The organism is Actinacidiphila guanduensis (assembly GCF_900103985.1).
Lineage (GTDB): Bacteria > Actinomycetota > Actinomycetes > Streptomycetales > Streptomycetaceae > Actinacidiphila > Actinacidiphila guanduensis.
The window spans coordinates 148,993-162,231 of record NZ_FNIE01000013.1 but is presented as its reverse complement, the minus strand read 5'-3'; the positions used below and the strand labels follow the sequence as shown (position 1 = coordinate 162,231).

At 74.0% G+C, this 13,239-nt stretch carries 12 protein-coding genes; 2 read left to right on the top strand and 10 right to left on the bottom strand.

The window, feature by feature from the left end:
- Positions 1–55: 55 nt before the first annotated feature.
- From BLR33_RS26400 to BLR33_RS26375, 7 genes are all read right to left on the bottom strand, one after another.
- Positions 56–892 carry a GH25 family lysozyme gene (locus BLR33_RS26400; RefSeq protein WP_093787110.1) on the bottom strand — a complete coding sequence of 279 codons (837 nt, stop codon included), beginning with the start codon at positions 890–892 and terminating at the stop codon, positions 56–58.
- Positions 893–1,066: 174 nt separating this feature from the next.
- Positions 1,067–1,849: a DedA family protein gene (locus BLR33_RS26395; protein ID WP_093787109.1), complete on the bottom strand. Its 783-nt coding sequence runs from the start codon at positions 1,847–1,849 to the stop codon at positions 1,067–1,069.
- Positions 1,850–1,865: 16 nt separating this feature from the next.
- Positions 1,866–2,030, bottom strand: a complete 165-nt coding sequence (locus tag BLR33_RS35330; protein WP_176930485.1) for a hypothetical protein — start codon at positions 2,028–2,030, stop codon at positions 1,866–1,868.
- A 73-nt stretch (positions 2,031–2,103) separates the two neighbouring features.
- On the bottom strand, positions 2,104–2,460 hold the full coding sequence (locus BLR33_RS26390) for a PRC-barrel domain-containing protein (protein ID WP_093787108.1): 357 nt from the start codon (positions 2,458–2,460) through the stop codon (positions 2,104–2,106).
- An 85-nt stretch (positions 2,461–2,545) separates the two neighbouring features.
- Entirely contained in the window at positions 2,546–3,988 is a 1,443-nt protein-coding gene (gene gndA, locus BLR33_RS26385) for an NADP-dependent phosphogluconate dehydrogenase (RefSeq protein WP_093787107.1), read from the bottom strand.
- A 202-nt stretch (positions 3,989–4,190) separates the two neighbouring features.
- Positions 4,191–4,463, bottom strand: coding sequence for a GlsB/YeaQ/YmgE family stress response membrane protein (locus BLR33_RS26380; protein WP_093787106.1), 273 nt, complete (start codon positions 4,461–4,463; stop codon positions 4,191–4,193).
- 163 nt (positions 4,464–4,626) lie between these two features.
- Positions 4,627–5,598 (bottom strand): aldo/keto reductase, encoded by a 972-nt coding sequence (locus BLR33_RS26375; protein ID WP_093787105.1) that lies wholly within the window; start codon positions 5,596–5,598, stop codon positions 4,627–4,629.
- 216 nt (positions 5,599–5,814) lie between these two features.
- Between BLR33_RS26375 and BLR33_RS26370 the strand changes: the two genes are divergently transcribed.
- On the top strand, positions 5,815–6,684 hold the full coding sequence (locus tag BLR33_RS26370) for an aldo/keto reductase (RefSeq protein WP_093787104.1): 870 nt from the start codon (positions 5,815–5,817) through the stop codon (positions 6,682–6,684).
- A 228-nt stretch (positions 6,685–6,912) separates the two neighbouring features.
- Positions 6,913–9,027 (top strand): glycogen debranching protein GlgX, encoded by a 2,115-nt coding sequence (glgX, locus tag BLR33_RS26365; protein WP_093787103.1) that lies wholly within the window; start codon positions 6,913–6,915, stop codon positions 9,025–9,027.
- A 29-nt stretch (positions 9,028–9,056) separates the two neighbouring features.
- On the opposite strand, the gene BLR33_RS26360 is transcribed toward glgX, so the two are convergent.
- The 3 genes from BLR33_RS26360 to BLR33_RS26350 all read right to left on the bottom strand — a co-directional run bounded on the left by BLR33_RS26360 (position 9,057) and on the right by BLR33_RS26350 (position 13,208).
- Positions 9,057–10,142 carry an LLM class flavin-dependent oxidoreductase gene (locus tag BLR33_RS26360; RefSeq protein WP_093787102.1) on the bottom strand — a complete coding sequence of 362 codons (1,086 nt, stop codon included), beginning with the start codon at positions 10,140–10,142 and terminating at the stop codon, positions 9,057–9,059.
- A 182-nt stretch (positions 10,143–10,324) separates the two neighbouring features.
- The gene (locus tag BLR33_RS26355; protein ID WP_245771675.1) at positions 10,325–11,599 is read right to left on the bottom strand and encodes an AI-2E family transporter; all 1,275 of its coding nucleotides are present in this window, start codon (positions 11,597–11,599) and stop codon (positions 10,325–10,327) included.
- Between the two features lie 409 nt (positions 11,600–12,008).
- Complete coding sequence (locus tag BLR33_RS26350; RefSeq protein WP_093787101.1) at positions 12,009–13,208, bottom strand: P1 family peptidase; 1,200 nt, start codon at positions 13,206–13,208, stop codon at positions 12,009–12,011.
- Positions 13,209–13,239: the final 31 nt, after the last annotated feature.

Genomic DNA, 13,239 nt, shown 5'->3' with positions numbered 1-13,239 from the left:
GGCCGCGGCCGGGCCGGGTGCGGACGCGGAGGTGCCGGGAGCCCGCGGGGCGGGATCAGACGTCCGGGACGTGCAGGGCGTCCCACGTCTCCTTGCCCGGCGGCCACTTCAGGGCGGCGCCGGACCAGCCCTTGTGGTGCTCGCTGTTGTACTTGCGCTGCCATGCCTCGTAGGAGGCGATGTCGCCGGAGCCGATGACGTCCTTGTTCTTCGTCGACTCGTAGCGGTCGCAGCCGACGGCGACCAGCCGCGCGTGCATGGCGGCCACGACCGGTGACTTGCGGCCGACGGTGAACCAGGAGGCGCCGGGGAAGGGCGCGTAGGCCGGTGGCGCGGCCGAGCTCTTCGCGGCCCAGGCCTTCAAGGCGGCCGCGGAGGCGAAGTTGGCGACGTTGCGGTCGGTGCCGCCGGCCGAGCTGTACTGGTGGATGGTCCAGGGGTGCTCGACGGCGGGGTGGCCGGCCGCGGAGTCGGGGTCCGCTATCCACAGCCCGTCGCCGCAGAAGCTCGTGGTGTCGCGGTGCAGCCAGAAGCTCTTGTTGCAGTAGAGCAGCACGCGGTGGCCGCCGGCCGCGGACTGGACGTGCTTGATCCAGGCGTCCTTGTCGGCGTTGCTGACACCGGAGTCCTCCCAGTCCAGGGCGAGCAGGTCGCCGGCGGCGGGAGCGGCGTGCTTGAGGAAGTAGGCGGCCTGGTCGGTCATGCTGCCGGGCTTGGCGTAGTGGTAGTGGCCGACGACCAGGCCGGCGGCGCGGGCGTGCGCGACCTGGTCCTTGTGCTTGGGGTTGATGTAGCCGGTGCCCTCGGTGGCCTTGACCACCACGAAGCCCAGGCCGGCCGTGTCGTAGGTGGTGGACTGGAACGAGGCGACGTCGATGCCCTTGACGGTCACGGGCCTCCCCCTTTCGTACGGTTCGCCGGCGCGGTGCGCCTACGTACGGCTTGCTCGCCAAGGGCGGCCGGCGAACCGCCCGACCGGGGATTGTTGCCGTTTCCCCACACGATGTGCGAGCCGGTTCGCACGGAAGGGTGACGGCCGGGGCGCGCGGACGGCCGGCCGCGGGGCTCAGCCGGGCGGTACGTAGCGGTGGCTGCCGGAGCCACCGCCGTCCTTCGGCGCCGCGTCCGGCTCGCCGGCCCCGCCGCCCGCTGTGCCCGGTGCGTCCGGCGCGGCACCGGGGCCGTCCTCGGTCCCGGCGTCCCGGGTGCCGCCGTTCCCCGGGCTCTCCGGCTCGGCCTCCGCCGCCGCCTCCCGGCGCCGCCTGCGCACGTGCCACACCACGAACGCGGCCACGACCACCACCGCGACGACCACCGCCACCGCCGTGCCGGCCGTGCGCTCCACCCGCTGGTAGGCGTCGCCCGCGTAGTAGCCGAGCAGGGTGAAACCGACGCCCCACACCAGGCCGCCGGCGGCATTGAAAAGCAAAAACACCCGGTAGGGCATGCGGGACATGCCGGCCAGGGCGGGCATCAGGGCGCGGAAGAAGGCGATGAAACGGCCGAGGAAGACCGCGGCGGGGCCGCGCCTGCGGATCAGGTCCTGGGCGCGGCCGATGCGCTCGCCGTGGCCGCGCAGCGCCCTGGTGTGCAGGATGCGCGGGCCGAAGCGGCGCCCCACCTCGTAGCCGACGCTGTCGCCGAGCACAGCGGCGAACACCACGACCGCGCACAGCACGGCGACGTCCACCCGGCCGCGGCTGGCCACCACCCCGCCCAGCACCACCGCGGTCTCGCCGGGCAGCACGAAGCCGAAGAACAGCGCGTCCTCGCAGAAGACGAGCGCGGCCACCACGGCGTAGACGGCGACACCCGAGGAACGCGAGAGCCAGTCGGTGATGGTGTGCACGAGGCCGCCGGCGCCTTCAGCGCACCGGCCGCGGCCGGTGCCGCAGCCGCCACACGCCGTAGGCCAGGTCGGCGACGAAGACGACGCAGCCGATCGCGAGCAGCCAGCTCAGCCCGCTGGCGACGGCGCCGATCAGGCCGAGCACGATCGCCACGATGATCAGCAGCAGGAACAGGCTCATCGGCGCTTGTCCTTTCCTGTCCGTCCTGTTCGTCCAGTCCGTCCTGTCGGGATCCCGTCCCGTCCGTCCGGCATCAGCGCCGGGCGAGCTGCCGTCCGCCCTTGGGGCCGGGCTCGTACGGGAGCCCGTAGTACCGGAAGACCGCCTCCTCGTCCTCGACCGGCAGGACGTCGTCCGTCCCGATCGAGGGGGCCGACCGTACGTGCTCCTTCCGGTACGGCACCCGTACGTAGCCCGGTCCGGCGACCGCCTCCGCGACGGGGACGAACACCAGCCGGTGGCGTGTGGGCAGTCCCGTGCGGACCGTTGCCATGGCGGGCAGGTCCGTCGCGGTGTCCACGTACACCGCCTCCAGGGCACCGATTCTGCGGCCTTCCTCGTCGACCACGTCATGGGCGCGCCACTCGCGCAGATCAGCGGGCTCGATCATGCCCCACCAGCCTTTCCGCCGTCGGCACCCGCGGTGCCCCTGTGCGGGTACGTCTGCCCGTTCCCGACCGGGGCACTCCCCGCGGTCACCCCGCGTCCACCTCGCGGCGGTCGCCGCCCCACAGCGTGTGGAAGACGCCGTCGCGGTCGGCCCTGCGGTAGGTGTGGGCGCCGAAGAAGTCGCGCTGGGCCTGGGTGAGGGCGGCCGGCAGCCGCTCGGCGCGCAGCGCGTCGTAGTAGGCGAGCGCGGCGGAGAAGCCGGGCGCCGGCACCCCGCCCGCGGCAGCCGCGGCGACCACGGCCCGCCAGTCGTCCTGGGCGGCGCCGATCTCCTCGGCGAAGTGCCGGTCGGACAGCAGGCTCGGCAGGTCGGGCCTGGCCCGGTAGGCGGCGGTGATCCGGTCCAGGAAGGCGGCCCGGATGATGCAGCCGTTGCGCCAGATCGCCGCGACCCGGCCGAGGTCGACACCCCAGTCGTAGGTGTCGGAGCCGGCCTGGATCTGGTGGAAGCCCTGGGTGTAGGAGACGATCTTCGAGGCGTACAGCGCCTGCTCGACCTTGTCGGCGAAGGCCGCCGCCTCCGCGCCGTGCAGTGCCTTGGCCCGCGGCCCGGGCAGGCCGTGCGCGGCGTCGCGCAGGTCGCGGTGGCCGGACAGGGAGCGGGCGAAGACCGCCTCGGCGATGCCGGAGACGGGCACCCCGAGGTCGAGGGCGATCTGCACCGTCCAGCGGCCGGTGCCCTTCTGCTCGGCCTGGTCCAGGACGATGTCGACGAAGGGGCGCCCGGTGGCGTCGTCGTCGTGGGCGAGGACCTCGGCGGTGATCTCGATCAGGTACGAGTCGAGTCGGCCGGTGTTCCAGGTGTGGAAGATCTCGGCGATCTGCGCGGGGCTGTAGCCGCCCACCGACCGCAGCAGGTCGTACGCCTCGGCGATCAGCTGCATGTCGGCGTACTCGATGCCGTTGTGCACCATCTTCACGTAGTGGCCGGCGCCGTCGGGGCCCATGTGGGCGGTGCAGGGGCTGCCGTCCTGGGCCTTGGCGGAGATCTTCTCCAGCATCGGCCCGAGCGACTGCCAGGACTCCGCGGAGCCGCCGGGCATGATCGAGGGCCCGTTGAGCGCGCCCTCCTCGCCGCCGGAGATGCCGGTGCCGACGAAATGGATGCCCTGCTCGCGCAGTTCGCGCTCGCGGCGGCGGGTGTCCTCGAAGTGGGCATTGCCGCCGTCGATGATGACGTCGCCCTCCTCCAGCAGCGGTGCGAACTGCCGGATGACCGCGTCGGTGGGCTCGCCCGCCTTCACCATGACCATCAGCCGCCGGGGCCGCTCCAGGGCGGCGACGAAGTCCTCGGGCGACTCGGTGGCCACGAAGGAGCCCTCGTCGCCGTGGTCGGCGACGAGGGCCCTGGTGCGGGCTGCGGTGCGGTTGTGGAGGGCGACGGTGTAGCCGTTGCGGGCGAAGTTGCGGGCCAGGTTGCTGCCCATGACGGCCAGGCCCGTGACACCGATGTCTGCTTTTCCACTCATCTGCTGCTCCCGTGCTGCCGCTGCTGGTGCCGCTGCTCATGCCACTGGTGATGCCGCTGCAGGCGCCCCGGGGCGGGCCCGCGGCACTTCGGCCAGTGTGTCGCGGACGGCGCGGGCGGGGCCCGTGCTGGGCGGCCGTTCGGGTCAGGCGGGTGCCGCCCGTACCGCACGCGCCGGGGCGTGCGGCACCGGCGGCCCGCCGTCAGCGCCGGGCACGGGTGTCCCCGAAGAGCAGGCGGAACAGGATGAGCAGCACCAGGGACCCGCCGATCGCCGCCAGCCAGGTGTGGCCGTCGAAGAAGTGGTGCGGGACCGGCTTGTCCAGCAGCTTCGCCGACAGCCAGCCGCCGACGAACGCCCCTACGATGCCGATGATCGTGGTGCCGACCAGGCCGCCCGGGTCACGCCCGGGCAGGATGAGCTTGGCGGCCGCGCCGGCAAGCAGTCCGAGAACGATCCATCCGATGATTCCCATGTCCGTGCCCCTTCCCGGCAACGGGCCACGCAAGCCCGCCTGTTGCACGGCTGTGGCGAAGCCGTCGCGGGAGTGGCACGGGACCGGCCGGGGGAAAGGCGGCGGGCCCGGCCGCCGGGGCGGACCGGGCCCCCCGACTGCCGGACCGTGCCTGCCGGGCGGCCTACTTGAAGCCGGCCACCGCGTGCGGGACGTAGGGCTCCTCCAGCAGCGCGACCTCCTCGTCGCTGAGCTCCACCTCCAAGGAGGCGACCGCGTCGTCCAGGTGCCGGGCCTTGGTGACGCCGACGATGGGCGCGGTGACCACCGGGTTGCGGTTCATCCAGGCGAGCGCGACCTGGGCGGCGGGGATGCCGCGCTGCTCGGCGACCTGGGCCACGCGCTCGACGATGACCTTGTCGTCGGGCTGGTAGAGGGTGCGGCCGAACTCGTCGGTCTCGGTGCGGGCCGTGGTCTCGTCCCAGGGGCGGGTCAGGCGGCCGCGGGCGAGCGGGCTCCACGGGATCACGCCGATGCCCTGGTCCGCGCAGAGCGGCAGCATCTCGCGCTCCTCCTCGCGGTAGAGCAGGTTGTAGTGGTTCTGCATGGACACGAAGCGGGTCCACCCGTGCAGGTCCGCGGTGTACAGGGCCTGGGCGAACTGCCAGGCGTACATCGAGGAGGCGCCGATGTAGCGGGCCTTGCCGGCCTTCACCACGTCGTGCAGGGCCTCCAGGGTCTCCTCGATCGGCGTCTCGTAGTCCCAGCGGTGGATCTGGTAGAGGTCGACGTAGTCGGTGCCCAGCCGGCTGAGGCTGTGGTCGATCTCGGTCATGATCGCCCGGCGGGACAGGCCGCCGCCGTTGGCCCCGGGCCGCATCCGGCCGTGCACCTTGGTGGCGATGACGACCTCGTCGCGGGTGGAGAAGTCGCGCAGCGCCCGGCCGACGATCTCCTCGCTGCTGCCGGCCGAGTAGACGTTGGCGGTGTCGAAGAAGTTCACACCGGCGTCCAGCGCCCGCTTGATGAGCGCGCGGCTGGCATCCTCGTCCAGCGTCCACTCGTGGTTGCCCCGGCCGGGCTCGCCGAAGCTCATGCAGCCCAGGCTGAGGGCGGACACTTCCAGACCGGTCGATCCCAGTCGCGTGTAGCGCATCCGGGTCGCCTCCTCGGGTTCGGTTCTTCTCGCGGAACGAAGAACGGCGATGATCATCGTGCTCGGTGGGCACCCGGTCCGGTGCGGGGGGAGACGCGCACGTGTGCCATACACGCACAGCGCACGCACAGGGGAATAGCCGACGCCGGGTACACGGTTGTGGCCGGTGTGCGGCCATGTGAACCGGACGTACAGTTTACCGAAGGAGTATCCATCGTGACCACGGACACCCGGCCCGCAAAGGCTTCCGGCACCTTCGCGCTCGGCGGTGAACTGCCGGTGACCAGGCTCGGATTCGGCTCGATGCAGCTGACCGGCCCCGGCGTCTGGGGCGACCCGGAGGACCCCGACGAGGCGGTGCGCGTACTGCGCCGGGCCGTCGAACTGGGCGTGAACTTCATCGACACCGCCGACTCCTACGGGCCGATCGTCGCCGAGCAGCTGATCCGCAAGGCGCTGCACCCGTACCCGGACGACCTGGTGATCGCCACCAAGGCGGGCCTGTCCCGCTCCGGCCCGGGCGACTGGCGCGCGCTGGGGCGCCCGGAGTACCTGCGGCAGCAGGCCGAGATGAGCCTGCGCCACCTGGGCCTGGAGCGTATCCCGCTCTTCCAGCTGCACCGGGTGGACCCGAAGGTGCCGCTGGCGGAGCAGGTGGGCGAGCTGAAGCTGCTGCAGGACGAGGGCAAGATCGCCCACATCGGCCTGTCCGAGGTGGACGTGGACCAGCTGGAGCAGGCGCGGGCGATCGCCGAGATCGTCTCCGTGCAGAACCTCTACAACCTCGCCGACCGCCGCGCCGAGGCGCTGCTGGAGCACAGCGAGGCCGCGGGCATCGCCTTCATCCCGTGGTTCCCGCTCGCGACCGGCGAGCTGGCCCGCGAGGGCGGCCCGCTGGACGCCCTCGCCAAGCGGCACGGGGTGAGCCCGTCGCAGCTGGCGCTGGCCTGGCTGCTGCGCCGCTCGCCGGTGATGCTGCCGATCCCCGGCACCTCCTCGGTCGCCCATCTGGAGGACAACACCGCGGCGGCCCTCATCGACCTCACCGGCGAGGAGTTCGAGGAGCTGTCCGCGGCGGCAGCCTGAGGCCCCGACGCGGTCGCGGCCGGCGCCGGAAACGGTCGGAAGCAGCCGTCCGGCGGCCGCGGTACGGTCCTCGGACGGTCCGCTCGGGGCAGCCGCAGCTCCCGCACCGACATCCCGAGGGCATCCCCCGGGCCCGGCCCCGCGCGGCCGGGCCCGGGGCGCGCGGCACCCATTCGACCCGCGCGTTTGCGCGGCGGGTTCGCGGGGAGCCGCTATAGCGTGCGAGACGTGCAGAAATGGACCGGACATCCCTTTCCCCTCGGAGCGACGTTCGACGGCTCCGGCACCAACTTCGCGGTCTTCTCGGAGGTGGCAGAGAAGGTAGAGCTGTGCCTGCTGGGCGAGGACCGGCGTGAGACCCGGGTGCAGCTGACCGAGATCGACGGCTTCATCCGGCACGCGTACCTGCCGGGCATCGGGCCGGGCCAGCGGTACGGCTTCCGGGTGCACGGGCCCTACGACCCGGCCCGCGGCCACCGCTGCAACCCCGCCAAGCTGCTGCTCGACCCCTACGCCAAGGCCGTGGAGGGCCAGGCCGACGGCCATCCCTCGCTGCTCGGCTACGACCCCGCCGACCCGGACCGCCCGAGCACCGAGGACAGCGCGCCGCACGCGATGCTCTCGGTGGTCGCCGACCCCTACTTCGACTGGGGCGACGACCGCCCCCTCAAGCGCCCGTACCACGAGTCGGTGATGTACGAGGCGCACGTGCGCGGCCTGACCCGGCGCCACCCGGCGCTGCCGCCGGAACTGCGCGGCACCTACGCGGGCCTGGCCCACCCGGCGGTGGTCGAGCACCTGACCCGGCTCGGGGTGACCGCGGTGGAGCTGATGCCGGTGCACCAGTTCGTGCAGGACGGGCACCTGCTCGACCGCGGCCTGAGCAACTACTGGGGCTACAACACCATCGGCTTCTTCGCGCCCCACAACGGCTATTCGGCCGCGGGCGGCCGCGGCGGGCAGGTCGCGGAGTTCAAGTCGATGGTCAAGGCGCTGCACGAGGCCGGCATCGAGGTGATCCTCGACGTGGTCTACAACCACACCGCCGAGGGCAACCACATGGGGCCCACCCTCTCCTTCCGCGGCATCGACAACGCCTCCTACTACCGGCTGGTCGACAACGACCCGGCCTCGTACTTCGACACCACCGGCACCGGCAACTCGCTGCTGATGCGGCACCCGCACGTGCTCCAGCTGATCATGGACAGCCTGCGCTACTGGGTCACCGAGATGCACGTGGACGGCTTCCGCTTCGACCTGGCGGCCACGCTCGCCCGGCAGTTCCACGAGGTGGACCGGCTCTCGGCGTTCTTCGACCTGGTGCAGCAGGACCCGGTGGTCTCGCGGGTGAAGCTGATCGCCGAACCGTGGGACGTCGGTGACGGCGGCTACCAGGTGGGCAACTTCCCGCCGCTGTGGAGCGAGTGGAACGGCCGCTACCGCGACACCGTCCGCGACTTCTGGCGGTCCCGCGACGGGGTGCTGCCGGAGCTGGCCACCCGGCTGACCGGCTCCTCGGACCTGTACGCCTTCGAGCACCGCCGCCCGCGCGCCGGCGTCAACTTCGTGACGGCGCACGACGGTTTCACCCTGCGCGACCTGGTCTCCTACAACGACAAGCACAACGAGGCCAACGGCGAGGGCAATCGGGACGGCGAGAGCGACAACCGGTCCTGGAACTGCGGCGTGGAGGGCCCGACCGACGACCGCGCGGTGCTCGCGCTGCGGGCCCGCCAGCAACGCAACCTGCTGACCACGCTGCTGGTCTCGCAGGGCGTGCCGATGCTCAGCCACGGCGACGAGTTCGGCCGCACCCAGCGCGGCAACAACAACGCCTACTGCCAGGACAGCGAACTGTCCTGGGTGGACTGGGAGCTGGCCGAGGAGCAGCGCGACCTGCTGGACTTCACCCGGCAGCTGATCGCGCTGCGCCGGGCGCACCCGATCTTCCGCCGCCGCCGCTTCTTCCGCGGCGGGCGGTCGGCCGACGGCGGGCCCGGCGACCTGACCTGGCTGCGCCCGGACGGCCGGGAGATGTCGCAGAGCGACTGGTCCCGCGCCGACGCCCACGCCCTCGCGGTCCACCTCAACGGCGAGGCGATCTCCGAACCGGACGCGCACGGCGAGGCGATCGTCGACGACTCCTTCCTGCTGCTGCTCAACGCCCACTGGGAGCACGTGGTCTTCCGGCTGCCGCCGGTGGAGTACGGCGCCTCCTGGTCGGTGCTGGTGGACACCGCGGAGCCGCGGCGGGCCGCCGAGCCGGAGCCGCCCGGCCACACCTCGGGCGAGGCCGTGAAGCTGGAGGCCCGCTCGGCGCTGCTGCTGATCCGGGTGCGCTGAGCCCTCGCCGCGATCGGCCCTGCGCCCGGTCAGAAGACCGGGCGCAGGGCCGATCGGCGCAGCAGCGGCAGGAGTTCGCCGCCGATGCGGACGGCCTCGGACCGGTAGGGGGTGTCGGAGAGCACGAAGTGGGTGACGCCCAGGCGGCGGTAGGCGTCCAGCGCGGCGGCCACCTCGGCGGCCGAGCCGACCAGCCAGGTGGTGGCCGCGCCGCCGCCGCCGAAGCGGCCGGGGGTGGTGTAGAGGCAGGAGTCCAGCACCTCACCGCGCTCGGCGAGGTCGAGCAGGCGCTGCTGGCCGACGGCCTGGCGCTGGGCGCGCACCCAGGCGACCTCACCGGCGTCCTCGGCCATCCGCGCGACCTTCTCCTCCGCCGCCTGCCACGCCTGCGCGCTGGTGTCGCGCACCACGGTGGTGATCCGCAGGCCGAACTCCAGCGGTCGGTGGGCGCGTTGCACCCGCTCGCTCAACTGCCGCAGCCGCTCGACGCGTTCGGCGATCCCCTCCAACGGCTCGCCCCAGAACAGCTGCACGTCGGCCTCGGCCGCCGCGACCTCCTCGGCGGCCGCGGAGGCACCGCCGAAGTACAGCGGGGGGTGCGGGCGTTCGGCGGTGGCGTACGGCTTCGGCGCGAGGACGGAGCCGGTGACCCGGAAGTGCTCGCCGGCGAAGGTGACCTCCTCCTCGGTCCACAGCCGCCGCACCAGGTGCAGGAACTCCCGGGTGCGGGCGTAGCGTCGGGCGGGCTCGGTGGTGGAGTCGCCGTAGGCGGCGGGGTCGTCCAGGCCGCTGACGATGTTGACCAGCACCCGGCCCCGGCTGAGCTGGTCCAAAGTGGCGGCCGCGGCGGCGAATTGGGCGGGCTGCCAGTAGCCGGGCCGCACCGCGACCAGTGGTTTGAACGTGGTCGTGCGGGCCGCGAGCGCGGTGGCCACCGTGAAGGTGTCGGGCCGCCCCCAGCCGGTGCCGATCAGGGCGCCGTCCCAGCCGTGCTCCTCGGCGGTGCGGGCGAGGTCGGTGGAGTGCTCGATGGACCCCCAGCCGGACGTCGTGTCGTCGCCGCGGTGGCCGGGTTCGACGGTGTTGGGGACGTACCAGAGGTACTGCGGGCTCATGGGCCATCCGATCGCTGCGGGAACGAGGGGCGCGGGACCGTCCGGTCAACAGCGCGCGCTCGACACCCGCAGCAGGTCGACGCAGCGCTCACGGGTGAGCAGCGGGACCTCGGGCATGGCACCGAGTCTCGGCGCCGTGCGGCCCGTTGTCAACGAGGCCCCGCCCCCGCCCCGCGCCCGCCTCACCCGGCGTCGATGCGCGGGAAGACGTACTCCTCCAGCACGATGCCGACCGCGACCGCGGCCGGGATCGCCACCAGGCCGCCGACGATGCCGAGCAGGCTGCCACCGGCGAGCACGGCCACGACCGTGACCACCGGGTGCACGTCGACCGCGAACTTCATCGCCCGCGGCATGATCAGGTAGTCCTCGGCGAGGCGGAAGCCGACGTAGAACAGCGCGGTGGCGACCGCGACGGGCAGCGACACCGACAGGGCGACCAGGCTCACCGCCACTCCCCCGACGGTGGAGCCGACCACCGGGACCATGTCCATCAGCGCGACGAAGAAGCCGAGCGCCGACGGGTAGGGCACGCCCCAGGCCGCGCACCAGGCGAAGGTGGCCGCGCCGGCGACGGCGGAGGTGGCGACGTTGCCGAGCATGAACCGCCCCACCCGGACCAGGATCTCCTCGCAGACGGCCTCCGCGTGGGGCCGCCGGGTGCCGGGCACGAAGCGGTAGCAGAACCGCTTGATCGCCGGCAGCGCCAGCATCACGTAGAGGGTGACGGTGACGACGATGACGGCCGAGGTGAGCGCGGAGAGCACCAGCTGCCCGGCGCCGAGGACGCCGCCGGCCAGCTCGGAGCCGCCGCCGGAGCCGAGTTGGGCCTGCGCCTTCTCGATGACGTGGTAGTGGTCCTCCAGCCGGCCGAGCGTGGAGTGGTGGTCGCGCAGCTGCTCGCGCCAGCGCGGCACGTCGGCGGTGAGGGCCGTCACCGCGGCGCTCACCGGCGGGATGACCAGGGCGACGAACCCGGCGAGCAGCCCCGTGAAGCCCGCCGCCACCACGAGCACCGACCAGCCCCGCCGCAGCCCCCGCCGGCACAGCCACCCCACCACGGGCTCCAGGCCGACCGCGATGAACGCCGACACCAGCAGCAGCGTCAGCAGCTCGCTCAGCCGCAGCACGGTCCGCACCAGCAGCCAAGCGGCCAGCGCCCCCGCGGCGAGCGCGAAGCCGGTGGCGAACCACGAACGCCGCAGCGCGGGCAGCGCGGCGAGGGTGTGCAGGGTCCGCCGCCGAGCAGCGGGCGGGCCGGACCCGGCGTCCGCCCGGCCGCCGGTGCCGGGCGCCGTGCCGGGCGCGGGGGGCCGACCCGGCGCGGGCGTGCCGCCCGTACCGGGTGCCGGGTGCGGCCCGGGAGCCGGGCCGGGCCGTGCCGCCGGACCTCGTCCCGGTCGTCCGCCCGGGCCCATGCCCGCGTCGAACGGCGAGTCGATCGGCAGGTCGGTCATGGGGCTCCCTGGCGGCAGTGGGTGCGCGGTCGGCGCGGTGGCGGTCCACCCCGTCCAACGGCGCCGCTGCCGCCGCGTCACCTTCTGCCCCCTGGTCGGCGTAGCAGCGTGCCCGCGGACGCCCGCCCGGACGCAGTAGCGGTACGGCCGCCGGCCGCGGTGGCCGGCCGTGCTCCGACGGGCGAGCCGCGTTCCGACGGCGCCCGGCCGGGCGCGGGCCGTCCGGGTGGTCCGGTCAGGCGGTACTCGTCGCGGTCGCCGGGGAAGTCCCCGCACCGACATCACTCACGACGGCGCCTCAGCTGGCCACCGGCCCTCCGGGCACGTCCAGGCCGTACGCGTCGCGGTAGCAGGAGAAGCCCCGCCCCGGAGCGCGCAGGCGCCCCCCGACATCGCTCGCGACCGCGCCTCAGCCGGCCACCGATCCTCCGGGCAGGTCCAGGCCGTACGCGTCGCGGTAGCAGGGGAAGTCGCCGCCCGGGGTCCGTACGGTGCGGGCGGCGAGCATGGCGTGCAGGATCGCGCGGGTGAGGGTGTCGGCGCCCGCGGCGAGCACCGCGTCCAGGGCGCCCGCGGTGCGGTGGACGGCGAAGACGGGATCGGCGTCGGCCTCGGCGTGGGCGGGCAGCAGCGGGCGGCGGCCGGTGGCCATGGCGAAGACGGTGTCGCCGTCGGAGAGCAGGTGGACCGGGCGCAGGGCACGGGCCATGCCGTCGTGGGCGGTGCCGGCGAGCTTGTGCGCCTGGGCACGGGTGAGGCCGGCATCGGTGGCGACGACGGCGAGCGTGGTGTGGAAGGGCGCCGCCCCGGCTGCCGCGGCCAGCCGCTGCGCGCCGCGGCGTACAGCGTCGGCGGGCAGCGGCGAGCCGTCGAGCCCGAACTCGCCCGCCCATCCGGGGCGGGCGCCCCACAGCGCCCCGGTGGCGGGATCGACCGCGGAGCCGGAGGCGTTGACGGCCACCAGCGCGGCCACCGTCACCCCCGTGCCGAGCACTGTGCTCGCCGTGCCGATCCCGCCCTTGAGGCCGCCCGCGACCGCCCCCGTGCCGGCACCGACGCAGCCCTGCTCGACGGAGCCGCCCGGCGCGCTCGCGGCGGCCGCCGCCACGGCCCGGTGGCCCAGCTCGTGGTCGGGCCGGGCGTGCCAGTCGCCGCCGCGGCCGAGGTCGAACAGCGCGGCGGCCGGCACCACGGGCACCACCCGGCCGGGCCCGCCGACCCGGAAGCCCCGGCCCTGCTCCTCCAGCCACGCCACCACACCCGAGGCCGCGTCGAGCCCGAAGGCGCTGCCGCCGGTCAGGACGACGGCCTCCACCCGCTCCACGAGCGTGCGCGGGTCGAGCGCGTCGGTCTCCCGGGTGCCGGGGCCGCCGCCGCGCACGTCGACCGCGGTCACCGCGCCGCCCTCGGGGGCGAGCACGACGGTGGTCCCGGTCAGGGCGCCGCCACCGGTGCGGGTGGCGTGGCCGACCCGCAGCCCTTCGACGTCGGTCAGCGCGTTCGCCGGCCCGGTGCGCACCCGGTCCGCAGAGGGCTGCGGGCCCAGTTCCGGCTGCTGTTCCGGCTGCTGTTCCGACCGCTGTTGCGGCCCCTGTTCCGCCCCGGCCATCGACCGCCTCCTCGACTCGCACCCGCCACCG

Coding starts and splice junctions, on each gene's coding strand:
- BLR33_RS35330 (WP_176930485.1), bottom strand. CDS start 2,030: ATGAGCCTGTTCCTGCTGCTGATCATCGTGGCGATCGTGCTCGGCCTG.
- BLR33_RS26390 (WP_093787108.1), bottom strand. CDS start 2,460: ATGATCGAGCCCGCTGATCTGCGCGAGTGGCGCGCCCATGACGTGGTC.
- gndA (WP_093787107.1), bottom strand. CDS start 3,988: ATGAGTGGAAAAGCAGACATCGGTGTCACGGGCCTGGCCGTCATGGGC.
- BLR33_RS26380 (WP_093787106.1), bottom strand. CDS start 4,463: ATGGGAATCATCGGATGGATCGTTCTCGGACTGCTTGCCGGCGCGGCC.
- BLR33_RS26375 (WP_093787105.1), bottom strand. CDS start 5,598: ATGCGCTACACGCGACTGGGATCGACCGGTCTGGAAGTGTCCGCCCTC.
- BLR33_RS26360 (WP_093787102.1), bottom strand. CDS start 10,142: ATGAGCCCGCAGTACCTCTGGTACGTCCCCAACACCGTCGAACCCGGC.
- BLR33_RS26355 (WP_245771675.1), bottom strand. CDS start 11,599: ATGACCGACCTGCCGATCGACTCGCCGTTCGACGCGGGCATGGGCCCG.
- BLR33_RS26350 (WP_093787101.1), bottom strand. CDS start 13,208: ATGGCCGGGGCGGAACAGGGGCCGCAACAGCGGTCGGAACAGCAGCCG.